Below are 25340 nucleotides of genomic sequence, written 5' to 3'. Positions count from 1 at the left end.
TTGAGCAAAATTATACAAATCGCATCTGAGGAGCAGCAACAGGCTGCTCTTGAATCTGCCAGTCAAATCATACTTTCAGGAGGAATTATTGCAATACCAACCGATACCGTCTATGGTATCGCCGCTTCCGCCTGGAATGCAGCTGCGATCAGCAGAATTTATCAGATAAAGGAAAGAGATACTAATAAATCAATTGCCGTTTTATTAGGTGATGCTTCTCAAGCACTGTTGATAGCAGAAAATTTTTCTCCCAAAGCCACATCGCTTGCAGCGAAATTTTGGCCGGGAGGATTGACAATCATCGTATCGAAGAAAACCAATCTTCCGCCAAATATTTCCAACAATGACAAAATCGGGCTCAGAATTCCGGATCACCCATTTATCAGAGATTTAATTCGAAAAACTGGGCCACTTGCCACTACATCAGCTAATCTTTCGGGTCATCCTGCAGCAAAAACTGTTGAAGAATTCCAACCAATCCTTGGCGATCAACTGGATCTCATCATCGATGGAGGAATGGTCAAAGGCAGTGGCATCGCGTCAACCGTAGTCGACTGCACACTTGATCCAATAAAAATCTTAAGAGAAGGGGCAATTTCATCAGAAGAAATTGATGCATGTTAAAAAATAAGCTCGTTTGGATTCTCATCGTTTTTCTGATTCTTCCATTACCCATTTTAAGCGGTTGTTCTCCAACGGTGATTCGTGATAATGTGCGAGAAAAAATCAACGACCTGTTTATTGTAAAAACGATTACCATGCCGGTCCTTGTTACAAGCAGACCTTCAAAAACATCGACAATAACGGCCACGCCAGCTCAGGCGATGTCCACTGTTTCACCCAGTTCCACAATAGCCGCAACTGAAACAATAAAACCGGTATCTACGCCGACAGAGGTTTCTGCTGACATCTCTTTGTTCCCGGAATCAGATACGGATTTTTTGGAGGTCATCACAGACGTTACTATTCCGGATGGAACTATTTTTTCTCCTAACGAAATGTTCATAAAAAGCTGGCGTCTTAAAAATGCAGGAAATCAGATTTGGAATGATGAATATCGGATCGTTATCGGATATTCAAATCCTTTCGGATCCCCTCAAATGGCACGAGCGATATTTATTCAAGAGACAGATTTGGTTGATTTTGCCATCAGTTCCTGGGGACCGCGTCAATATAATGTGCGAAATGGCGGGATAGTTGATCTTGCCATTCCGCTTCAGGCACCCGATATCCCTGGAGAATATGTCGCTGATTTTTTCCTGATCAATTCCGAAAATGAAATTGTGACGCCAAAATTTTGGATTCAGTTTAAAGTGGAATTGAATCCGGAGCAGATTGCCGAGACCAACACCGCTGCTGTACAATTAAGTCAAACTCCTGACTTGACCTTGACACCGACTGCGTCTCCGACACCTGAACTTGTTTCCTTCGATTGGACAGGCAAATGGCTCATTCGCGATCCTTTTGATCCTGTGGCAATCAATACAACATGGAGTTGGTTCACACAGACGGGAAAAGAAGTCCTTGGATTCTTTTATGATGCGCAGGGTGAACCGGTTCTGATCGAAGCAACTGTAATGGAAAACGGAAGAACACTGGAGGGGAAATTTGCCTGGCCATGGCAAAACAGAGCCGCACCATTCACTTGGCGTATGCTGGCAAATAAAAATCAGTTTTACTCAGTAACGGAAGATGGGAAAATGGCTTTTGGTAGTATATGCGGCGGAAGAAACGGAAAAAATCTACCGGAATACTGCTCCATGCCATCCGGTGACTGAAGAAAGACGATTCTTTTCAATTCAAAAATAGAGCCGGGGATTTTAATGAGAACGATTGAGGAATTATCGCAAATGATGACAGATCTCGTCAGAGCAAAAGGCTGGTTTGACGAGGATACAAAACGGAAACAAACCCCGCGTAATATGGCATGCAGCCTCAGTATTGAAGCGGCTGAAGTATTAGAACATTTTCAATGGACCGATGAAATTCTCCATAAAGATGAACTGGCATCTGAATTGGCTGATGTTTTTCTTTACCTTATGCAGTTGGCAAAAATCAGCGAGATCGATCTTGAGGATGCAGTACTCAGAAAAATTGAAGTCAATTACGGTAGAACCTGGGAAGAATAGCCCAAATTTTAAAGCTTTTTGCGAGTCGTAATGTGAAAGGAATCATTCGTTGTTGTGCGCTGATTGTGCGGAGTAAAAAAAAACACAACAACAGGCTTTCTATTTTTTTCTTATAAGGTTTTCTCAAATTTCGAATTGCTGAAGAAGTTTGCCTTCAAAAGAATTGAATTCGATATACTTAATTATCGAAACAAAGAAGAGATCGAAAAGCGAGAACATTTTTTCCAATTAAAATCGTTTGACGAATTTGCCTCATAAATACAAAGTGAACAAAAGCATAATCGACAATATTCACAGGAAGGAATCAGATGCATACTTTACCCGGCTTAATCGATATCCAAACCCATCGCTTTGGAGCAACATCAGATCAATTAGAGGACTGGACCAGCCTGACATCCGCAGCCGTTGCAGGCGGTTTTACAACGATTCTTGTTCATCCGGATTCTGAAGTCAATTTATCCGATTCTTTAAGTCTGAATTTTGAAACTAACTTTGCTGCCCGATCATCGATCTGTGAGATCGGATTCGTTGCAGCGGCTACTATGAATAATGCCCGCAACTTGGAAGAAATCGCGAACGCAGCTGCCATTTTATTGTCCGGTTCATCCACAGATAATTTGTCGATACTAAACAATATGCATGCATTAAATTCCGTATTTCGATCCTGGCCGGACGATAAACCCATCTGTGTCGATGCCAATATCAAACAACTTGGAGCCATTCTCTTTACTTCAAAAATTCACAACCAGCCAATTCACGTTCTAAATGTATCCACGAAGGAACAGATTGAACTGATTCGCGAGGCAAAAGAATTGAGAACGAATGTAACATGTTCAGCGGCGCCGCATCATCTTTTTCTGAGCCAAAAACACAGCCATAAACTATCTGCAGAAAACCTGGCGCTCATCCCAAATCTCAGAACCGAGGAAGACCGCAAAGCGATTTGGAAAAATATTCATATGATTGATTGTTTTTCTTCAGATCACCTGGGAATTGGTGTTAATGGATTGGAAGGGAAACTTGCCTGTAAGGGATATTCCGCTTTAGAAACAGCACTCTCTTTATATCTATACGCAGTAAAAGGCGGGTTCCTGACTTTGGAAGATGTCATTGCCCGCTGCTGCACGAATCCGATGCGGATCTTTAACATTCCGGAACCGACCGATTCCTGGATTGAAATCGATCTTGATCATACATGGAAGATTGATCCTGCCGTTTTCCAATCAAACGTAAAGAGGTCCCCTTTTGCCGGTTTGGAATTACCCGGAAAAGTACTTAAAACCGTAATTCAAGGCAAGACCGTCTTTGAAAATGGAGAAATCATCCAAAATCAAGAATCCGATAATGCATCGCAGAAGTTAAAGGAAGTTTGAGTCAGATGCGCTTTATTCCCAATGAAAACACAGATCCAGCAGTCAATCTGGCAATGGAGGAATATATCCTTTCCGGAATGGATCTACAGGAAAATGTGCTGTTTTTTTTTATTGACAAGCCCTCGATCATCGTTGGCCGTCATCAAAATACCCATGATGAGATCAATGAATCGTATGTGAATACACACAACATCCAGGTTGTGCGCCGCCTTTCCGGTGGAGGAGCGGTCTACCATGACTTCGGAAATTTATGCTACAGCTTCATCATCCCTCATGATCAAAAACAGATGACCGATTTTCACACTTTTACAATGCCGGTTGTAAATGCGCTGAGAAACCTTGGGGCCCCGGTAGCGCTAAGCGGTCGCAATGATCTTCTTCTGAACGGTTTAAAAATATCCGGAAATGCATATTATCACAATCAATTCGGTTCAGTTTGTCACGGGACATTATTGTTTGATTCTGATTTGTCAATACTCGCACAAGCGTTAAAGGTGCAACCGGAAAAATTTCAAAACAAAGGGATTCAGTCGGTTCGCAGCCGAGTAACAAATTTAAAACCCTTTCTGCCGCAATTTATCAATATTTACGCATTTCGAGAAGCGTTGCTCCACGAAATAATAGGGAAATCAGGGGACATTTGTAAGACCGAGTTTACGGCGTCAGACCTTCACAAAATTGATACAATCGCAAAGGAGCGATACCGAACGTGGGAATGGAATTATGGGAAATCGCCTATCTATAATATCCATTGTAAAAGACGATTTCAGATCGGAAATGTCGAAGTATTTCTGCAAACCACCGATGGAATAATTCAGGAAATCCATTTGTTTGGTGATTTTTTCACCCCGGAAGATCCTTATCAAATTGAAAAAGAATTGACAGGAATTCCGTATGAATCCGAATCTCTGTATCGCCATCTGAATAGAATCAATTTCGAAAAAATATTTTCTGGGATTTCCACGGGAGAATTTGTAAGTTTTCTGACGAAAAGCGATTTCACGTCACCCTAACAGCAGTTCGAAATTATAACCCTCGGCTATTGACACAGGCTGGCGCCTTCCTCGCAATGACAAGTTGCCATGCGAGCCCCATTGTGGTGATATTTGTCATTGCGAGCCCCGAAGGGGCGTGGCAATCTCCCTGCCCCATTATGTAACGGGTGCCACACAAAAAGAGATTGTTTCGTCGGGCTGACGCCCTCCTCGCAATGACAAATTGCAATACGAGTCCCATAGTGGTGATATTCGTCATTGCGAGCCCCGAAGGGGCGTGGCAATCTCCCTGCCCCATCGTGTTTGTGTAAACAGTAACACACGAAAAGAGATTGCTTCGTCGGGCTGACGCCCTCCTCGCAATGACAAATTGCAATACGAGTCCCATAGGGGTGATATTTGTCATTGCGAGCCCCGAAGGGGCGTGGCAATCTCCCTGCCCCATTATGTAACGGGTGCCACACAAAAAGAGATTGTTTCGTCGGGCTGACGCCCTCCTCGCAATGACAAATTGCAATACGAGTCCCATAGGGGTGATGTTTGTCATTGCGAGCCCCGAAGGGGCGTGGCAATCTCCCTGCCCCATCGTGTTTGTGTAAACAGTGACACACGAAAAGAGATTGCTTCGTCGGGCTGGCGCCTTCCTCGCAATGACAAGTTGCCATGCGAGCCCCATTGTGGTGATATTTATCTTTGCGAGCCCCGAAGGGGCATGGCAATCTCTCTGCCCCATTATGTAACGGGTGCCACACAAAAAGAGATTGATTCGTCTGGCTGACGCCACTTTCGCAATGACATGTTGCCATGTGTGTCCTCCTGAGTATCTCGAATAAGCACCTTGAAAAATTCAAATTTTAGCGTAAAAATGGACAAACCCATGCACTATGCAGTTCTCAGTCTGCATTGATTTGAGCAGCGGAGGTCCTACTTTTTGGCTGGAGTTACTTTTTTTTTCCTGCATAACAAGACATTTTTTCATTAATACGCAAAAAAGTTATCGGATCGATAACTTTTTTCCAGGATTGCTGTTGATACGTTTTCTCGATGAAAATGACGTATTATTTTTTACGGATCGGTTTAATATCTTTGTAAATCTTGATAATCTTCAAAGTGCGAATTGCTGCCTCTTTTTGAATAGCAAAATTCATTTTCGAAGTGCCGTGCGTTCGTTCTTTAAAATAAATAGGGATTTCAAATGGTTTAAAACCCAGTTTTGAAGAGACGTAATTCATTTCAACTTGAAACATATATCCATTCGCTTTAATTCGATCTAACGGCATGGCTTCCAATGTCTCACGACGCCAAATTTTAAAGCCGCCGGTTACATCCTTGATTTGTAAACCCAAAATGGTTCGGGCGTAGAAATTTCCAAAACCGGATAACCATTTGCGGTAAAAAGGCCATTTTTCATCCAGCTTTCCGCCGCGAACATAGCGTGAACCGATCACGACATCATAATTTTTCAATCTATCAACCATCTCTGGGATCTTTTCGATGGGATGCGAAAAATCGGCATCCATTTGCCCGATATAGTCAGCGCCATCGGCTATAGCGCGTTGAAATCCCTGATTATATGCAGTTCCCAATCCTAATTTTCCAGGGCGATGGAGTACCTTCACTTTTCCGTTATATTCTTTTCCAAGTTGTTCAGCCAGCTCACCTGTCCCATCCGGACTGTTATCATCCACAATCAATAACGAAATATCTTCAAGCGGCAGAGACAATACCTCTTTGACCAACCTTGGAAGATTCTCGTACTCGTTATATGTAGGCACAACCATCGTAATTTTCATTCAATAATCCTCATCAAATCCATATCCCCGGAATGAATGACATATAGAGGGATAACGCTTATTTTTTTCTTTTGATTATATCGTAGAATTTCAGCCCTTGCTGGTTCAACGATCCGAAAAATCGGAAGAATTCATTGTTATTGCGATGGTTTTATACAGAGCGATAAATTAGTAGAATAACAACGATTCTTTTTATATTTCGAATCGTTGATTTGCAGCCTGAAAATCGAAGATTCCAGAAATTCAGGTTAAAATTATCGAAAATGAGGAATCAGCACTTCAAAAAATATATCAACCTTTCGAATCAATCGAAAAACTTGTTGCAATGTTGTTATTACGTTTTGCGAAAATACAACACGGCAATCAATAATTCTCGCCATATTTCAAATTGCTGATGAGGAACAAGATACCTGTCTTTTTTCAGAAAGATTATCAATGAAAGATTTCAAAAATTTTTTTACAAGTATCATTCTTTGCGGATTTATGATATTAACAACCTTTAAATCCGGTTTGTCACAAGAGACCACTCAAATTATCAACGCCGAACCAACCGGTGCTGTTCAGCATACTCCTTCTGTTGTAGTTAGTCCAACTGCATCTGCAGAACCAACCTTGAATCCAAATAATAATTCAGACGCTATTTGTTTTCCGGATGTCTATCCAATCGATCCTGAAATCTGCAATCCGTTGGGGCCTGCACAATATTTGACCGATCTGGCAAAAAAAGGCCTAAGTTACCCATCGCTGCCATTTATTGCAGGGAAAATCGATGAAGACTTATCAAATGTCCCCTATCAATATGCAAAATTAAACGTGGAAAACGCTGAGGTTATTCCTTTATATGCTACATATGAGGATGCAGCCGCCGGAACAAATCCGATCGAATACCTTGCGGGCGGAACCATCCGTTACGTCTCTTTTCAGAACCGGATTGATGCTGACAACGGACATTTTGTTCAATCAAAAAAAGGATTTTGGCTGCGGGCATCACCTGCAGCAGTGTCTTACACCACACTCGGCAGAACCTTTAAAACCACTCCAGCACAATACTTTGGATGGGTTTTTGAAGGATTGAACCCATACATCAAACCAGATTTCAATGGCGGAATCAACACAGCGGTCTACTATAATCGCGAAGATGTTTTACCAGTATTCGATATCGTGGAAGGGAAGGATACAACCTGGTATCAAGTTGGTGAAAACCAATGGTTGGATCGAATTCATTTTCGCGCTGCATTGTTTAATACCACTCCGCCAGAAGAAATTAAAGGGGGACGTTGGATCGAAGTTGATTTATATCAGCAGGTTTTGATGGTTTACGATAACTATTCGCTGGTTTATGCCGCTTTGATCGCTTCAGGTATGAAACCATTTTATACACAGCCTGGAATTTTTCAGATCTATGAAAAGAAAGAATCGGAGGATATGACAGGCTCTTTTGAAGCAGATAAATCCGATTACTATTATTTGGAAGACGTCCCTTTCACGATGTATTTTGACCAGGCGCGCGCTTTCCATGGAGCGTACTGGCGTGCCTGGTATGGTTATGAGCAATCGCATGGCTGTATCAATATGTCAATTGGAGATGCGCATTGGCTTTTCAATTGGGCGAAGGTTGGGGATTATACCTATATCCATGATCCATCAGGAAACACCCCGACAGACCCGGCTTATTATGGGCAGGGAGGTGCATAATGGACCAGAAACGCTTTCGAATCGAGTCGGATTCACTGGGTCCAGTTCAAGTTCCAGCTGATGCCTTATATGGAGCACAGACACAGCGTGCAGTCGAAAATTTTCAAGTATCCGGCTTAAAGCCCTGGTATTCATTCATTGAATCTACAGCGTATATCAAAAAAGCAGCAGCAACAGTAAATTGCGAACTCGGTTTATTAGATCCACAGATAAAAACTGCCATTTGCCAGGCTGCAGATGAAATTTTATCCGGGAAATGGACGGATCAATTTGTGGTTGATCCTTTTCAAGCCGGTGCCGGAACCAGCCATAATATGAATCTGAATGAAGTCATCGCAAATCGCGCCAGCCAACTGGCTCAAAATCTTAAAATCAGCCCGAATGATCATGTTAACATGGCTCAATCGACAAATGATGTGATTCCGACTGCAATTCGGATTGGTTGTTTGTTAAGACTCAAAGAATTGACTGATCAGTTAGAAAATCTGGAAGCAGCATTAAGGGAAAAAGCAAAAGATTTTCAATCGATTCTGAAATCCGGCCGCACACATTTGCAGGATGCAGTTCCTATCCGATTAGGACAAGAATTTGGCGCTTACGCAGAAGCGGTCCGAAAAGACATTATCCGTATTCAACGAGCTGCAGATGATCTTCGGGAATTGGGAATCGGCGGAACGGCAGTTGGTTCCGGACTGAATGCTCACCCGGAATTCCATGAACGGATGGTCAGAGAACTTTCCAGATATACCGGTATCGAATTCCGTTGTTCGGAAAATCTGTTTGAACGGATGCAATCGATGGCCGATATGGCAGATTTTTCTGCAGCATTACGAACATCAGCGCTGACACTTATTCGCATTGCGAATGACTTTCGTCTCCTTTCATCAGGGCCGGAAACCGGTCTGAATGAAATCATACTTCCCGCACTCCAACCCGGATCCAGTATCATGCCCGGGAAAATCAACCCTGTCATGGCAGAGATGCTGGATATGGCCATGTTCCATGTGATCGGCTGCGATACAACCATCAGCCAGGCAGTTCAGGCTGGACAACTGGAACTAAACGTAATGATGCCCGTGATCGCTCATAATTTATTTGAAGCGCAGCAAATCATGATTGGTAGCATTCACGCATTTACGGATAAATGTGTAAAAGGAATTCAGGCAAATTCCGAGAAAGCAGCTCATTGGCTTGAAGCAAATCCGATTATTGTCACTGCTCTGAATCCTTTAATCGGATATTCAGCTGGCGCAGCGCTTGTAAAAGAAGCCTATCGGCGGAAAATATCCATTAAAGATCTGGCATTGGAAAAAGCGGCCAACGGGGAATTAGATAATAAAGATAGTGGAGAAAAAGTTCAAGAATCTGAAATCGAGAAGGCTTTTTCTGATCTTTATCGGATGACAGATGGAGGAATCCTGAGCTGAAAGGATGAAAAAATATCCTTGGAAAAATCAGTGATTCAAAAATATGCTCTCGCTCTTAAAAGCTTTTCCAAATTTCGAATTGCTTTGAGAAAAAAGCATTCTTCTATAAAACGGAAATAAAAAATCGAATTGAAGATCCGTTTTATCGTTATGATCCATCCACGATTTTATATCGGATGTTGTTTTCTATAGCAAATTCTTCTGCATAAGATCCGGAATTACAGCGAATGGAGAGATTCGGACAATCTTTAAATGCGCCTCCCCCGATACTGGTTACACTGTCCGGAATGTGGATAATGGTCAATCCATAGCAATATTCAAAAGCTTTTTTCCCAATACTGGCAACCCCTTCCGGTATTTTCACCTGATACATCTGGTCAAGATCTGCAAAAGCTGAATCGCCGATGCTCGTTACCGAATTTGGTATCACGATATCCACCAACATCTTACAACCTTCAAAGGCATGGTCACCAATAGCATTGACACCCTCGGGTACCATGAACCGTGTAACATTTTTCTTGCAGGGAAATGAGATCAATTTTTCGGTTTTTCGGTCGTATAAAACGCCTTCGATATCAATAAAACCGATATTATTGACTGAAACTGAAATTGCAGCCAATTGGACGCTTTCTTCGAAAGGGGCTTTCCCCATATCGGTCACGCTGTCTGGAATGGTGATTTTCGTCAAACCTTTGCAGTGAGAAAATGCGTAATCACCTATACTGGTCACACTGTTCGGAATGATCAAGCTGGTCAATCGATAACAATATGCAAAAGTACCCGTTCCAATTTTTTTCAGATTTTCGGGAAGTGTGATGCTTGTCAATCCGAAACAACCATAAAAAGTCATGTCACCAAGATCCTGAAGTGTCGATGGAAGTACAACGCTCTTTAATGCTTCAGAAGACATAAAAGCTCCGGAGCCAATGTGGAGTACACCTTCAGGAATCGTGATACTGACCAGACTATTACAGAAAGAAAATGCAGCATCTCCGATACTGACTACACGATATCCGTCGATCTCTGAAGGAATCACCAGATCAACGGGATTTCCCTGAAAGCCTGTGATAGTTACAGTCTGGTCATTTATTTCATAAGTTAAAAAATCCAGAGGATTAGATGCATCAACTACGACACCTGGAATTAGGATGAGAGAAAGAAAAGCAAATAAGAGTCCTCTTACCAAATTTTTCATAGTTATTCCAAAACTGACCTCAACATTCTTCTTGTTTCAAAAATTATTATATCGAAAAAAGAAATCTTATTTCTTGTATGAGTAATTCATTTTTCAAGAACGAATCAATCGTTCAACGATTCAATTATAATCAAACTGGAATGATTCGAATTATTAGCAGCGATTCGAATAAAGAGAGAGATAATATAATAATTCTATTGTTTCTGTGTTTTATACAAAAACAACAAAATTACAAATTAAACCCTCCTATTTCGAAACACTGTTTTTTTTATTGATTCTTGTTTTTAAGGATTTTCGATGGAAGCAGCAGTGCCATTTTTTAAAATTAAGGATTCTGAACCAATTGTAATTATCCTTTCTGGTACTTCCGGAGCAGGGAAAGATTCCGTTATAAAAGAATTATTAAAACGAGATGATTATCAGTTTCATTTTGTTGTCACCTGCAATACTCGAAAAATTCGTCCTGGAGAAGTTGACGGAGTTGATTATCACTTCATTTCAAGAGATCAATTTCAAACCATGATCGAAAATGAAGAAATGGTTGAATATTCACAAGTATATGATGATTATAAAGGCGTGCCCAAATTTGAGATGGAAAAAGGCTTAGCAGACAACCATGATGTTCTATTGCGCCTTGATATTCAGGGAACTGAAAAAGTTAAAAAGGTTTACCCCGACGCAATTTCCATTTTCATCGTACCACCTGATCCACAGACATGGTATGATCGATTAATCAATCGTGGAAGTGACTCCGAATCAGAATTATGCCATCGAATTGAAACAGCAAAATATGAGATGAAAACCATTCCTAATTTTGATTATCTGGTAATCAATGATGATTTGCAGACAACAACCGATAAAGTATTGTCCATCATTCAGGCAGAACATTGCAGAACGACCAGGACAAAAATTCTTGTAGAGTAAGAATGAACGAATTTCAAAACAATCAGAATCTTGAAGATGAAGCCCAAAATACCAATCTTCCTGGTGAAGATCTTCCGCCATCATCTGATCAATCGGCGCCTCAGCAGCCAATAACAATAAAATTTCCACCGAGAAAACCTGTGGTGACCTGGATTATTTTAGGTGTTACTGTTCTTGTATACATAGCGCAGGTACTTTCAGAAAGTCTTCTCGGAGCAGATATTCCACTGGCAGCAGGCGCAAAATTTGGACCATTCATCGATCAATATCATCAATGGTGGCGGCTGATAACACCGATTTTCCTTCATGGTTCGATTACGCACATCTTATTCAATATGTATGCGTTATACGCAATTGGACCAGATTTGGAAATGTTTTATGGACATCGAGATTTCTTATTATTCTATCTGATTACCGGTTTTGCCGGAAATGTTCTTTCCTACGTGGCTTCTCCGATGTCCTACTCGGTTGGCGCCTCAACTGCTCTATTTGGAATGATCGCAGCCCAAGGTTTTCTTATCTATAAGAATAAAAAACTGTTTCATAATTATCGCCGAGCCATCTATAATATATTATTGATCATTTTTCTTAATCTGATGATTGGAATGAACTCCAGATTTGACAATTGGGGACACCTGGGCGGATTGATCGCAGGTGCTATTATTGCCTTTTTAAGCGGACCTGTACTTGAAGTCCGTGTCAACAGTGCTCAAGATGGCCTCGAATTATTCGATTCAGTTTCCAAAAAATCACGTTATTTTGCCTATTTCGTAACAACACTTTTTTTCATAGTCGCTGCAATTACTCTGTAAAATTTCCCTTTTAGAGACAACGATATTGCATCCTTATTTTCCGGTATGAAGGAAAAGAAAATTTGATGATGCCTTGATTTGGCGTGGCACGCAAAAACATCACAACGATAAAGAATCCTCCCAAAATTTCGAATCGCAGACTTCTGTCGGTAAAAATCGATGGTTTTCTATTTTTTGACTATACTTAATCGGTGAGGATGAAAACTTCAAAGATTATCGGCATCAGATACCACAGGCAGAATCTTCATGGGAAATCCCCAGGAAGATTTCGTGGTCTATGGAAAGTGACAGCAATCGCATTCTCACTTTGTTTTATCGGTGTTGTTGTTTCACTTTCGATTGGATTTGCTGTTTTAAGTCAGAAACTTCCATCTATTGAAAATTTTGCTGCCAGCTTTGAAAGCCCAAATAATCCAACAGTCATTTACGATCGTGAGGGAATTCATCCCCTGTTGTCATTGCAATACCCTGACATCCAGGCAGAACATTTGTCCATCGATGAACCCGGAGGGAAAAACTTTTCATCGGACTTCATTCGAATTGTAATTCCCTCCCGTGATCCGGATTTTTGGAACCATTCAGGGTCTGCGGGATGGAAATATTTTTTGAACCCCGATCCTGTAACGATTGCGGAAGACCTTGTCGAGGATGTCTTCGATGATCAACTTGGAACCGGTATTCAAAAAGCAATTTTCATGCGGATACTCGCGCGTGAAATAACGGAGATTTATGGCAGAAAAGCAATTCTGACCTGGTACTTAAATTCCGCATATTTCGGACAGCTCTCATTTGGCGCCGATGCAGCCGCAAAAATATATCTTAATAAGTCAGCGACATCACTGACATTACCGGAATCCGTTCTTTTATGCGCAATTCTCAAAGCGCCGGCGCTAAATCCAATCGATTCAAAGGGCGCCGTAAAGGATTCCTATCTTTCGGAAGTAGAAACTTTAATTCGACGTAACGCGCTCACCGATGAAGAAATTGAAATTTTGAGATCAATAAATTTCATAATTTTTGAGCCGCCTGAAAAAAAATACGAGGTTCAAGACAATCCGATTATTCAAAAATCGCTTTCGGCTGCTTATGAGAAATTTGGACAAGAAAAAGTTGAAAGAGGAGGTTTTTCAATTTTTTCAACGCTTGATTATAAGTTACAGAAGGTTTTAGAGTGTCTGACCATTGCGAATCAGGATCAGGATAAACAATGCCCTTTAGCAGATTCAACGTCATTGAATGAATCGCAGTATCAAGAAATACAAAAAGTTTTATCCGGCAATCCAGTCTCTGTTACCGTCATGGATGTGAAAACCGGACAGTTATTGGCCGCCATTGACACTGATAGTTCCATTTCTTCAAATAGAACGTTTCACAATGTATTTACACCGCATGAACCAGGGAGCAGTCTGACTCCATGGATCGCGCTTGCAGCGCTGAATATGGGGTATTCGGCTTCTTCGATGCTATGGGATTTAATCGACCCGGGTTCGCCTGTTCCGCCTGGTTACCAGAATCCGGACCGGAAAATTCACGGTCCCGTCCGGTTACGGACAGCCATGACGCAGGATCTGCTTGATCCAGTCGCAGAATTGCTCTCTGCGCTGCGCCCTGAGAAAGTATGGAATCTTGCTGAAAAATTTGGCCTCAATGAGCTGCCTGTCGGCAATGCCGATCAAGTGATATTTTCCGGAGGCGCTGTAACAACTGAATCTCTGGCTGCAGCTTTGATTCCTTTTGCCAATGAAGGCAATCTGACACAAACCCAGTCAAATCAGACAACAAAAAACATATCCGTTCTGTTCGTTAACGATAAAAATGGCAAGCGTATAGATCTTCAGCCGGCGTTATCGATCCCGCTTCTCGATAAAGGACTGGCTTATCTCATTTATCACATATTTGGCGAAGAAGAACAGGCTTTTGCCTACCTGGATCGTCCGGCAGCCACAAAAATCGGCAGAATCTATGGGGAAAAGAATACCTGGATGGCAGGGTTCACGCCGCAAATTTCCACTGCTGTCTGGGTTGGGGAAAAACAGGAGACAGATTCAGCTGAGATTGTTTCACTCAGCGCCATCCATTTGTGGCAAACCATCATGGAAACCGCACACACCGGAAAACCGGTTATCGGATGGGAAATTCCAGAAAATATCTCACATCAAATTGTTTGCGTTCCCTCCGGATTGCTTCCCGGCGATGCCTGTCCGGAAACAGCCAGTGAAGTGTTTTTATCGGGCAATGAGCCTAGTCAAACGGATAACCTATTTGTCAATGTCCCGATCAATCGTGACAATCAACTGCTTGCCACATCACTGACTCCGCCCCAAAATGTGATAAGAAAAACTTTTATGAACATCCCAGCCTTTGCAAAAAACTGGGCAGAAATCAACAAAGTGGAATTAATCCCGAATGAGTACGATCCGGTCGGACAGACGGATGGAGAAGACGCGGTCTTATCGATCCTTAGTCCGCAGCCCTATGCGATATTTCGAAAAGCAGATGCCGGCACGACAAAGGCAGACATTATCATCGAACATCACATTCCGGAAGAAATTCTGTTTTATCAGATCGCACATGGCAACGGATTTTTCCCTGAGCGCTGGATTGAAGGCTTTGTCGGGAATGGTTTACAAACAGGAAGTCAGAATATCGGTTCTTTGGATATACAAGTTCTTGACCCAGGTCTTTATGATATTCGTATCTCAGTGATCACGAAATCACAAAGGTTTTACCAGGCGCATACTTTTATTACCATTCAATAGATTATTGGAATACAAGCCAGCGATTCTCTATTCGAAAAGCTTGTTCATATTTCGACTTACTGGAATACAGGCAGTACAAATTCTTCTGAAACAAGAGTGAGTGTCTGCGTCAAAGCCGATAACCATCAGGAGATGCCCTCCGCAAGGCGAGCCGGGGCATGATCAAAAGCAGCTTTATCCAGCCTGCCGCCTGCCATGTCCATTAACGTCCGATAATACAATTCATTGACCGGAACAGGAATTCCTTTTTGTTTTGCATAGCGACAGACTGCGCCATTTAAAAATTCAACCTCGCTCTGCTGTCTTCCGGCATATAGATCGATATAAAATGAAGGCATTTTTCCTCCGCGGCCTGACCCCACTGCTTTTTTCAGCAGCGGTTTGACAATCCAGGTCGGTAAATGACGCACTGCAAAGCATAATAATCGAATGGGTACACCGGGGATATCCACCGGCTGGATTCCGTATGCCCGCATCACATCCAATGTTTCCCGCAACTGACGAATTTCCAGCTTGTAACTAATAGAATCTGTAAAAATCTCAGCAGGAGTCATATTCAGAATCGCTGAAGAGGCATTCGCCAGGAGATTTGAAATCATCTTGGACCATTTCATACCTTTGGAATCCTCGATTAATTTCGGTTTCAAATTGGCTCGCTTAAATTCTGCTGCAATTCTTTTGGATAAAGGGAAAGAAGATCCAATACCAATTCCACGCAGTTTCTCCACTTTGATGCTGTTCTCTTTGCCGCGGCTGATGGCAGTACAGACAGATACCGGAATGACGCGTTTTTCGCCTAAAAACGCTGCCAGTTTCTCTTCATTTTCGACACCGTTCTGAAGACTGAGCACCGGCGGAAAAATTTCTTTCAGTTTCTGCAAGGATAAAATTAATGATTCTGTGTCAAACGATTTAATCGCAATCAACGCAAAATCAAAAGCGCCATTTTTCAGCGCTTCTTCCGCATTTCCAAAAACCTGGAAATCCGTCACATGATGACGTTTCCCGTCGATCGATTCAATCCAGATGCCGTTTTTTTTCAAATCAGAAATCAGAGAAGGCCGTTCAATAAAGACGACATCATTGCCTGCCATTTGCAGACTCCCGCCAATATAGGATCCAATCGCACCCGCACCGATACAAAGAATTTTCATAATTGCCTCATTGGAACCAGCCGCGCTTTCCAGCTAAAAATGCTTTACAATTCATCGCTTTCTTTCCCGAACATTGAATTTCATCCAAAACAAGAAATCCATCTCCCGTCATGATGGCAGGTAAGTCGTTTTTCAGACAACGTTTTCCGATTTCCATCTCCTGATCATTTTTTTCCACATGAGCCTGGTGAATTTTTATCATAACATCGTCTACATAGAAAAATGCGGAAGGCCAGGGATTAAACGCCCTCACTTTTCTTTCCAATTCTTCCGCCGACTGGGAGAAATCGAGCAATCCATCTTTTTTATCGATCAAGGACGCATAAGTAATTCCACTTTCTGATTGGGGGGTTGGAATCACTGTCCCGTTCAGATAGCCAGGCAGCGTCGCTAATAACAAGTCAGCACCAAGTATCGCTATCTTCTCCGAAAGTGTTGCAGCAGTGTCATTCGGATCAATCGCCAATGTCTGTGTATTCAATACCGGTCCAGTATCCATCCCTGCATCCATTTTCATAATCGTCACGCCTGTTTGAGAATCTCCGGCTAATAGCGCAGACTGTATCGGAGATGCACCCCTCCAACGCGGAAGCAGAGAGGCATGAACATTGATACATCCAAAGCGAGGCAGCTCCAACACATTCTTTCGTAAAATTTGACCATAAGCCATCACCACAATCAGATCCGGATTCCATTCAGTGAGCTGTTCGATTGCCCCGGGTTCACGCAGCTTTTGTGGTTGAAATACAGGAATTCCGAACTCGGCCGCAGCTTCTTTCACAGCCGGAGCTAAAAGCTTCTTTCCCCGTCCTGCCGGACGATCCGGCTGGGTAACGACACCTACTACAGGATATGATTCAGCTAATGCATGAAATGCAGGAACCGCAATTTCGGGCGATCCCATAAAGACAATTCGTGGTAATTCATCTCTCATTTTTCCCTCTGTAACATTTTTTATCATCGCGGAATAATATTCTACCTTACATCCCTGACAATACCCGATTTAAATATAAATGGTTTTTTAAATATGGAAAGAGAAAAAATACTGATCGTGCTGTTTATACGCGGAGTACAAAGATAGCACGATCATAATTCATGTTTCCTATATTTTATATTTCTGCCTAATTCTTCAGCAATTTAAAATATAGATTGACTTTTCGAATATAGAAAAAGAATTTGTTGTTCTTATGGTTTTGCGCGGTTGGTGTAACATATTTTCTGTAAAATAAAGAACCTTAACAAAAGAGGTGAGTCAGAAGTATCCTTATAGTAACCAAACCATAAAAGGAGACTAGAAATGACTCACCCAAATAATTATACCTTTACAGAGGAAATAGCGGAAAAAGGATTGGAAGCAATTCCAGAAATGATGCGAGTGCTGATAAATAACGCCATGCAAGTAGAAAGATCAAGGTACTTACAAGCTGAACAGTACGAACGCACAAAGGATCGCAAGGGACATGCAAATGGTTTCAAACCGAAGACGATACAGACCAGGATAGGAAACATTACCTTTGCAGTTCCACAGGTTAGAGAGGGTGGTTTTTATCCCAGTGCTCTGGAAAAGGGACTGCGAAGTGAAAGAGCCCTTACGATCACACTGGCTGAAATGTATGTACAGGGAGTATCGACTCGGAAGGTAAAAACCATTACGGAACAGCTTTGTGGGATTGAGGTCTCAGCCACACAAGTCAGCCGGGCAACAGCGCAATTGGACGAAGTACTGCAAGAATGGCGTGAAAGGCCATTAGGAGAGATCAGCTATCTCTTTGTGGATGCCCGATATGAGAAGATTCGTGAAGCAGGACAAGTAAGAGATGCAGCGGTTTTGGTGGCCTCTGGCATTACGCCAGAAGGCGAACGGCAAATACTTGGGGTTTCAGTTTCGCTTAGTGAGCATGAAACACATTGGAAAGCATTTTTAAAGAGTCTAAAAGAGCGAGGGTTACACGGAATAAAGCTGATTATCAGTGATGACCATGAAGGTCTAGGGGCAGCCAGAAGAGCAGTTTTTGGCGGTATTCCCTGGCAACGGTGTCAGTTCCATCTGCAACAGAATGCCGGAGCTTATCTGCCCAGACAATCGATGAGATTGGAAGTGGCAGCAGACATCAGAGCCATATTTAATGCTCCTGATCGAAAGACAGCAGAAGAGCTCTTGCAGAGCGCCATCCAGAAGTATGCTATTTCTGCTCCGCGGCTTTCATCTTGGCTCGAAAATAACCTTTTTGAGGGTTTTTTGGTTTTTGATTTTCCATTGGAACATCGAAGAACGATACGAACAACCAATAGTCTGGAGAGGATTAATAAAGAGATTCGCAGACGGACAAGAGTGGTTGGTGTGTTTCCAAATCAAGCTTCTTGTCTCAGGTTGGTCTCGGCATTACTGATGGAGACCTGCGAAGAATGGCAGATCGGAAAACATTTTTGTACTGGCAAGTTTATGAATTCTTAAAGATCTATGGATATTTCAGACTCTAATTTACAGAAAAAGGGTTGCATAATCTTTGCGCGAAGCGTAAAACCATAAGAACAACAAACAATTCTTTTCATATTTCGAATAGCAGATGAAAGAAACTACACATCCGATTATGTAAATTGAATTCAATTTTCATAGGAATTGCTATAAGGAACCTGTCATTGCGAGCCCCGAAGGGGCGTGGCAATCTCCCCGCTACATGTAGGGCAGAGCGCCATCCGGAAAAAGATTGCTTCGTCGGGCTGACGACCTCCTCGCAATGACATATCAATTGATATTTCGAACAGCAGATGAAAGAAACTACACATCCGATAATGAAAATTGAATTCTATTTTCATAGGAATTGCTATAAGGAACCTGTCATTGCGAGCCCCGAAGGGGCGTGGCAATCTCCCCGCTACATGTAGGGCAGAGCGCCATCCGGAAAAAGATTGCTTCGTCGGGCTGACGACCTCCTCGCAATGACATATCAATTGATATTTCGAACAGCAGATGAAAGAAATTACACATCCGATTATGTAAATTGAATTCAATTTTCATAGGAATTGCTATAAGGAACCTGTCATTGCGAGCCCCGAAGGGGCGTGGCAATCTCCCCGCTACATGTAGGGCAGAGCGCCATCCGGAAAAAGATTGCTTCGTCGGGCTGACGACCTCCTCGCAATGACATATCAATTGATATTTCGAACAGCAGATGAAAGAAACTACACATCCGATAATGAAAATTGAATTCTATTTTCATAGGAACTGCTGCTTATTCTTCAGAATCAGGCATTACACAGCGAAATCCAATATAATAACTGCTGGACATGTTGACATAACCCCGATAGGTACTGCGGGTATAGCTGAGATAATTGTTTACTTCTGTCTCGGCTGCTGATCCACCACGGATCACATAGGCTGAACCTGTTTCAGCACCGGTAGGATTGTCCACAACATCCCCTTCTTCTGTATTTTTTTCACTAAGCATTTGGTAATATCCTGCATCGTAATAGGAAGATGTCCACTCCCAAACATTGCCTGCCAGATCTAAAATTCCATAAGGGCTGGCACCGTCGGGGAAACTGCCTGTTTTAAATAAACCGGGAGGAAGATTTTTTTCGCTGTCTGAATAATAAGGAATATTTGCCAGTTTATTTTCTAAAGTTGGTTCTTCTTCACCCCAGGGATAAATTCGTCCATCGCTTCCGCGAGCCGCTTTTTCCCATTCAATTTCAGTTGGAAGTCGTTTTCCTGCCCATTCACAATAGGTTTTTGCATTCTCCCAGCTTACATATGTCACAGGAAAATCAGCATAATCTGAATTGCGTAAGGTCATATAAGGGGATTCCTCACAAGTTCCCGCTTCAACACACATCAGATACTGCCGATTCGTCACTTCGGTCTTATCCATCCAAAATGCGTCCAGATATACTTCAACTTGAGGACCTTCCTCAGATCCTGCAGCATAGACATCATTGGTACCGAGAAGGAAATCGCCTGATTTCACGTACATCATTTCTGACTGATCGATTTCTGACACAATCGGTTTTTTTTCTTCGGGAACAGCTGTCGGAGCGATGACCGTACTGGTAGGTTCAAGAAGAACGGATGCCTCTGTAAAATCCGCTGGGCTTGCTTTGACCGTATCAAAATCAATAAACGCAACTGTAACGATTGCGGTCTCAGTATGGGTCGGAACAGGCGTCATCGTGGGTGTTGCAGAAAGTAATAAAATCTGTTCAGCCTGAGCTGTTTGTTGAATCGCTGCCAAAGTAGATTGCACTGGATCAATCGTATCTGTCGCAGTCGCTCGGGATCCAAATAAGGAACCTCCCAATGAAGAAGAAGAAAACCAAATGATCCCTACTGCAACAAGACAACATAACAACCCTCCAATAATATAAAGCGGAAGTTTGTCTTTTTTCACATTCTTAATTTTTGGAAATTCAATTTTTGATCGGGATTTTTGAGCGATTTCAAAATCCTTCATTTCTCTGTTTAAATCGGTTAGCACAGGAGCACTGCCTTCATTCCGTACAACAGTCTGAATATATTCTTCATCATAAATTTTAATTGCAGCAACAGATGCATCCAGTTTGCTCTCTGCCTTCAAGACAACAGCAAGTAATGCATCCACAATTTCTCGAGGAGAATCAGCCTGAACAGCTTCCAAGATTTCTTTCTTCCCAATGTACGAAGTCAATCCTTTGCTGCAAAGTAATACTACATCGTCCGGTTTAACTTCAATACCGTCATAGACGTCAATCACAATGTCTTTTTCACAACCCAGAGAATGGAGACGTGCTTCTCCTGTCTGCAAGGAGAAAGCATCCTCATTTGAAATTTCTCCTTTTTGGACTTTCTCTTCAATCGTTTCCTGGTCTTCTGTGATCTGAAAAACTTTTCCCTTACGAATAATATAAGCGCGGCTATCACCAAGATTGCCGATAACAACTTTTCCATCGGTCACAGCAGCTGCAATGACAGATGCCCCCATCATCTGTTCTTGCACCTTTGCATAGGCGAAGATTTCATTATTTGCTTCTCGTATTGCTAACGCAAGTTTATTCGCATCAACAAAATCATGACTTTTAAAATAGGAATAGATAATTTTTTTCCCGCAAAATTTTGCTGCTACTTCCGGATGCCAGGTTCCAGATAATCCATCACAGAGGACGTATACATTTGAAGCGCCGACAATTCCTTCCGGTTCTTTTTCATAAAAAGTGACAAATTCGTCGTTGATCTCATGACTTTTTCCTGTGAGAGTTCCCGCATATCCTGCAGAATAGATTTTTTTTGTCTCATGATTTTCATCCATAACATCCTCTTTTTATGATTCGGCAGTCCTCTTCAAAAAGCGAAAAGAATATCAATTCATTTTGTGCAAGATTCATGCCATTTTTTATTCTTTAAAACAGTCCGAATACGATGGAAGGAATTCTTGGGCGTGGTGAGAATCCTGTCATTGCAAGCCCTGGAGGGGCGTGGCAATCTCTCTGCCCTATTGTGGAAAGATTGCCACACAAAAAGAGATTGCTTCTCTATGATCGCATTGACAAATTGTCATGTGTGTACTCCTGAGTATCCCGATTTAGTTCCAGAAACCTCCAAATTTGAGCGTAAAAATGGACTTTTTTTCAAAAGGTAAGTAATTCAGGAAAAGCTTTTTCGATAATCCGTAATTCGAAAAATGGATTGACTATTCAAATCAATAATCGAACTGATTCATCACATTACAATTGATTCATGCTGCGGGACGCAATCACAGCAATCCCTGTGCCAAGAACATCTTCGATCAGAACATCACCCATTTTAACGGGAGCATCAATTTCGATCGATTTCAATAAAGCCATCAAATCCATAATTTTTGCTTTTGGAAAAGGAGCATTGGTGGAAACCGGAAGCATTTTGTGAATTCCTCCGTGAATTCGTACAGTAGAAGCTATCATCCGGCGCGGATCAGTCAGTTCCGCTTTTGCATATGCAGTCCCGCGTAGACAGTGATTGCCCGTGATGATCATTTGATCCTGATCGTCATACGAAACTGTCAGAGAACATCCGCGCGGACAAGTGATACAAATCAGATTTTGCGAATTCATCATTTATCCTCCCGCTATTCTTTTCGCAAGATTTGAAGCCTGATGGCATCGGAAGCCTGGATGAGATCATGGGCTGTCTTTGGAATTTGTATGGACACCATCTCTCCCGGACGAACGTAGGGAAGTGTTTTCCTGAAAATATCCCCTTGATCCGAATAAGCTCGTATTTGAACAGGATATTCCATCGGAAATGAAACCCTCATGAAGAGCTGGATTTCCGCTTCTTGCAGGGTTTCAGGACATATTTTTTGAGGTACAACATAGCGAAGAGAATCCTCTGCAATGACAGGAATCCTTTTCTGGTGTATTTTGCGATGACCCTGAATAAACCTTGCAGCTTGCTCTCCCGCGATTGTTCCGTCATGAGTGACGTAATCTACAAGATCATATACATGAACGACATTACCGGCGACAAAAATTCCCGGGGAACTGGTTTCGAAACAATTATCTGTCATTGCGCCGCCCGTTATCGGATCCATCGCTACACCAATTTTCCGCGTCAATTCATTTTCGGGAATCAGACCAACAGACAACAGTACCGTATCGCAGGGAATGATCTCCGCCGTTTCTGGTTGCACTTTGCGATTTTGATCCACGCGCACAATTTCGACAGCTTCAACACGTTTTTTCCCATAGATGTTGTTGATCGTATGATTTAAAAACAGAGGTATATCATAGTCCTGAAGGCATTGTACATAATTACGAGACAATCCATTCAAATAAGGCATGATTTCAACTACCCGATTGACATGAGCGCCTTCCAGTGTCAATCGGCGAGCCATGATCATACCGATATCTCCGGATCCTAAAATGACAAAATTTTTCCCGGGCATCAATCCTTCGACATTTACCCAACGTTGTGCCGTTCCGGCGGTAAAAACACCTGCAGGTCTAGTTCCCGAGAGGTGAATTTGGGCACGGCTCCGTTCTCTGCAGCCCATCGCCAGAACAATTGCTTTTGCCAGAAATATTTGAATTCCAAATTTTTCATTACTGACGGTTACAGAAAAATCTTTTGTAACATCCAGAACCATCGTATCCATCAAGAAATCGATATGCAGCAATTCGGCATCCTGGATATATCGCTGCGCGTAAGAAGGTCCTGGCAAATCTTCTCCAAAAGTCTCAAGCCCGAATCCGCTATGAACACATTGCAGCAAGATTCCTCCTGGCTCAACATCCCGATCAATAATCAATACAGAATCCACGCCGTTTTTTTTAGCGGAGACAGCCGCTGCAAGCCCGGCAGGACCGCTGCCAACAACGATCAGATCATAATCATGGATCGGTATCATTTCCCGCTCCCTTGATTCTTTGTCTCAGAAACAATAAATTCTGAGCCAACCCCTTTTTTATTAATTTTTTCTAGGGAGAGATTTAATTCTCTTGCCAAAATATCAACAACACGAATTAAATCAAAGCCCCCCTGACAGCGTCCTGTTCCGCACCATGTTCTGCGCTTAATCGAATCATACGTACGGGCAGCAATCGGAGCATGAATTTCCGCGACGATCTCCCCTTCTGTGACCATTTCGCAGCGACAGACAATTCTTCCATATCGTGGATCTTTTGCGATCAGTTGATTGCGTTCTTCATTGGTCAAACGCCGAAAACAAGGCCTCCGTTTCCGGAAAGGATTCCAGACCGGTTTTTCAATCATCACCAGCCCTGAATCTCGTAATAATTGCAAAACCCTTTCAGCAATAGCCGGAGATGCGGTCAATCCCGGAGACTCAATTCCAGCACAATGAATTAGTCCTTTGATCGAATCATCTGCTTCGACAATAAAATCGCCCGTATAATCCACATCACGATTTTTACACACTGCGTTTCCAGAAGCGCGTAAACCGGCAAATGATGCGATGGTCCATCGCAGATCGGCTGCAGGGATGATTTTTTTCATTTGTTCTTCAAGGTATTGTAAACCCTGAATGGATACAGCTTTATCGTCTTTACTGTCAATAAATTCTGAAGTAGGACCAACAATCGTATTGCCATGTGTCGTTTTAAAAAATAAAACCCCTTTCCCTTTTTCCGAAGGAACCGGGAACAGGACTGTGTCCAGCTGAAAACAAGCTGGATCAAAAACACAGTATTCACCTCGTCGTGGATGGATTTGAAATTCCGGATGACTGCCAGCCATATGCATTACTTCATCGGCATACAGACCAGCAGCATTGATTACCCATTTGCAACAAATATCTCCCTGATCTGTCCGAATTCCGAATATTTGATGGTTTTCCATGAGGAAAGATTCAAAACAGGTATTGAATTTGAACACAACCCCATTGGCTTGAGCGTTTTCAGCAGCTGCAATGGTTACGGCAAAAGTATCACAAATCCCGGCTGTCGGAGCATACAACGCTCCGCTGACATCATGATTTATGTTTGGAATTCTTTTCCGGATTTCATCAGGAGATAAGATTTTCAATCCAGGGACACCGTTCTGTTCACCCTGTTTTTTCAAAACAAACAATTTTTGAAATTCCTCATCTCCGATTGCAGCAACATAATCGCCACATCGTTCAAAATCAAAATCCAGTTCACCAGCAAGATCATCCCACATACTGTTCCCACGGACATTCATTGCAGCTTTTAATGTTCCTGGAACCGGATCGTAGCCAGCATGGATCAAAGCCGAGTTCGCAGAGGATGTCCCTGCACCAACATCAGACTCTTTTTCAATAACCAGAATGCGTAATTGATAACGAGATAAAAAACGGGCGGTCAGACAGCCAACGACGCCTGCTCCGATGATAACAACATCATATGAATCCATTCGATTACTCCAAAAATCGCAGCGCCTTACTCAGAATATATGAAGTCTATTCTATTGATTATATCGTTTCCTCATAAGAAACAGCGATTAAAATATAGGATTTTTGTTTCGAGGGGACAATGATAATTTCAAAATAATACATAATCACCCGCTAAACCGGTTGGTATGATTTCCATTTGACTGGAGATTGCTTCACTCATACGGGGCTCGCAATGACAAAGTTCGTTCCTTCGTGACTCGTA

At 42.3% G+C, this 25340-nt stretch carries 19 protein-coding genes; 11 read left to right on the top strand and 8 right to left on the bottom strand.

What is annotated here, in order from left to right; all coding sequences use genetic code 11:
• The 5 genes from ATC1_RS07990 to ATC1_RS07965 all read left to right on the top strand — a co-directional run bounded on the left by ATC1_RS07990 (nt 1) and on the right by ATC1_RS07965 (nt 4515).
• On the top strand, nt 1-624 hold the full coding sequence (locus tag ATC1_RS07990) for an L-threonylcarbamoyladenylate synthase (RefSeq protein WP_062280095.1): 624 nt from the start codon (nt 1-3) through the stop codon (nt 622-624).
• Complete coding sequence (locus ATC1_RS07985; protein WP_062280092.1) at nt 618-1778, top strand: NBR1-Ig-like domain-containing protein; 1161 nt, start codon at nt 618-620, stop codon at nt 1776-1778. Before ATC1_RS07990 ends, ATC1_RS07985 begins: the two co-directional genes overlap by 7 nt.
• Before the next feature lie 45 nt (nt 1779-1823).
• Nucleotides 1824-2129 carry a MazG-like family protein gene (locus ATC1_RS07980; RefSeq protein WP_062280089.1) on the top strand — a complete coding sequence of 102 codons (306 nt, stop codon included), beginning with the start codon at nt 1824-1826 and terminating at the stop codon, nt 2127-2129.
• 308 nt (nt 2130-2437) lie between these two features.
• Nucleotides 2438-3502 (top strand): amidohydrolase family protein, encoded by a 1065-nt coding sequence (locus ATC1_RS07970; RefSeq protein WP_062280083.1) that lies wholly within the window; start codon nt 2438-2440, stop codon nt 3500-3502.
• A 5-nt stretch (nt 3503-3507) separates the two neighbouring features.
• Nucleotides 3508-4515 (top strand): lipoate--protein ligase, encoded by a 1008-nt coding sequence (locus ATC1_RS07965; RefSeq protein ID WP_062280080.1) that lies wholly within the window; start codon nt 3508-3510, stop codon nt 4513-4515.
• 1040 nt (nt 4516-5555) lie between these two features.
• Here the strand turns inward: ATC1_RS07965 and ATC1_RS07955 are convergent.
• Nucleotides 5556-6290 (bottom strand): polyprenol monophosphomannose synthase, encoded by a 735-nt coding sequence (locus ATC1_RS07955; protein ID WP_062280074.1) that lies wholly within the window; start codon nt 6288-6290, stop codon nt 5556-5558.
• A gap of 435 nt (nt 6291-6725) precedes the next feature.
• Here ATC1_RS07955 and ATC1_RS07950 point away from each other — a divergent pair, with 435 nt between their 5' ends.
• Nucleotides 6726-7985 (top strand): L,D-transpeptidase, encoded by a 1260-nt coding sequence (locus tag ATC1_RS07950; protein ID WP_062280071.1) that lies wholly within the window; start codon nt 6726-6728, stop codon nt 7983-7985.
• The gene (locus ATC1_RS07945) at nt 7985-9412 is read left to right on the top strand and encodes an aspartate ammonia-lyase (protein WP_062280067.1); all 1428 of its coding nucleotides are present in this window, start codon (nt 7985-7987) and stop codon (nt 9410-9412) included. The genes ATC1_RS07950 and ATC1_RS07945 overlap by 1 nt, the downstream gene beginning before the upstream one ends.
• A gap of 148 nt (nt 9413-9560) precedes the next feature.
• Here the strand turns inward: ATC1_RS07945 and ATC1_RS07940 are convergent, their stop codons facing one another.
• Entirely contained in the window at nt 9561-10607 is a 1047-nt protein-coding gene (locus ATC1_RS07940) for a leucine-rich repeat domain-containing protein (protein WP_062280063.1), read from the bottom strand.
• 297 nt (nt 10608-10904) lie between these two features.
• Here ATC1_RS07940 and gmk point away from each other — a divergent pair, with 297 nt between their 5' ends.
• The 3 genes from gmk (at nt 10905) to ATC1_RS07925 (ending at nt 15102) form a co-directional block, all read left to right on the top strand.
• Nucleotides 10905-11531 (top strand): guanylate kinase, encoded by a 627-nt coding sequence (gene gmk, locus ATC1_RS07935; protein WP_062280060.1) that lies wholly within the window; start codon nt 10905-10907, stop codon nt 11529-11531.
• A gap of 2 nt (nt 11532-11533) precedes the next feature.
• Nucleotides 11534-12343 (top strand): rhomboid family intramembrane serine protease, encoded by an 810-nt coding sequence (locus ATC1_RS07930; protein WP_062280057.1) that lies wholly within the window; start codon nt 11534-11536, stop codon nt 12341-12343.
• 197 nt (nt 12344-12540) lie between these two features.
• A complete protein-coding gene (locus ATC1_RS07925; RefSeq protein WP_062280054.1) occupies nt 12541-15102 on the top strand; it encodes a transglycosylase domain-containing protein in 2562 nt (853 codons plus the stop codon).
• A 125-nt stretch (nt 15103-15227) separates the two neighbouring features.
• On the opposite strand, the gene ATC1_RS07920 is transcribed toward ATC1_RS07925, so the two are convergent.
• Complete coding sequence (locus ATC1_RS07920; protein ID WP_062280051.1) at nt 15228-16256, bottom strand: ketopantoate reductase family protein; 1029 nt, start codon at nt 16254-16256, stop codon at nt 15228-15230.
• Between the two features lie 7 nt (nt 16257-16263).
• Nucleotides 16264-17190, bottom strand: coding sequence for a methionyl-tRNA formyltransferase (gene fmt, locus ATC1_RS07915; protein WP_062280048.1), 927 nt, complete (start codon nt 17188-17190; stop codon nt 16264-16266).
• Nucleotides 17191-17553: 363 nt separating this feature from the next.
• Here fmt and ATC1_RS07910 point away from each other — a divergent pair, with 363 nt between their 5' ends.
• Nucleotides 17554-18711, top strand: a complete 1158-nt coding sequence (locus ATC1_RS07910; protein WP_062280044.1) for an IS256 family transposase — start codon at nt 17554-17556, stop codon at nt 18709-18711.
• A 778-nt stretch (nt 18712-19489) separates the two neighbouring features.
• Here the strand turns inward: ATC1_RS07910 and ATC1_RS07905 are convergent.
• The 4 genes from ATC1_RS07905 to ATC1_RS07890 form a co-directional block, all read right to left on the bottom strand.
• Nucleotides 19490-21538, bottom strand: coding sequence for an SUMF1/EgtB/PvdO family nonheme iron enzyme (locus ATC1_RS07905; protein ID WP_062280041.1), 2049 nt, complete (start codon nt 21536-21538; stop codon nt 19490-19492).
• Nucleotides 21539-21953: 415 nt separating this feature from the next.
• Nucleotides 21954-22322: a DUF1667 domain-containing protein gene (locus ATC1_RS07900; RefSeq protein ID WP_201777260.1), complete on the bottom strand. Its 369-nt coding sequence runs from the start codon at nt 22320-22322 to the stop codon at nt 21954-21956.
• A gap of 11 nt (nt 22323-22333) precedes the next feature.
• Nucleotides 22334-23614 (bottom strand): NAD(P)/FAD-dependent oxidoreductase, encoded by a 1281-nt coding sequence (locus tag ATC1_RS07895; protein WP_062280038.1) that lies wholly within the window; start codon nt 23612-23614, stop codon nt 22334-22336.
• A complete protein-coding gene (locus tag ATC1_RS07890) occupies nt 23611-25098 on the bottom strand; it encodes an NAD(P)/FAD-dependent oxidoreductase (RefSeq protein WP_062280035.1) in 1488 nt (495 codons plus the stop codon). The genes ATC1_RS07895 and ATC1_RS07890 overlap by 4 nt, the downstream gene beginning before the upstream one ends.
• Between the last annotated feature and the right edge of the window lie 242 nt (nt 25099-25340).

It is taken from the genome of Flexilinea flocculi (genome assembly GCF_001192795.1).
Taxonomy (GTDB): Bacteria; Chloroflexota; Anaerolineae; order Anaerolineales; family Anaerolineaceae; genus Flexilinea; species Flexilinea flocculi.
This window is presented reverse-complemented; position numbering and strand designations above follow the sequence as displayed.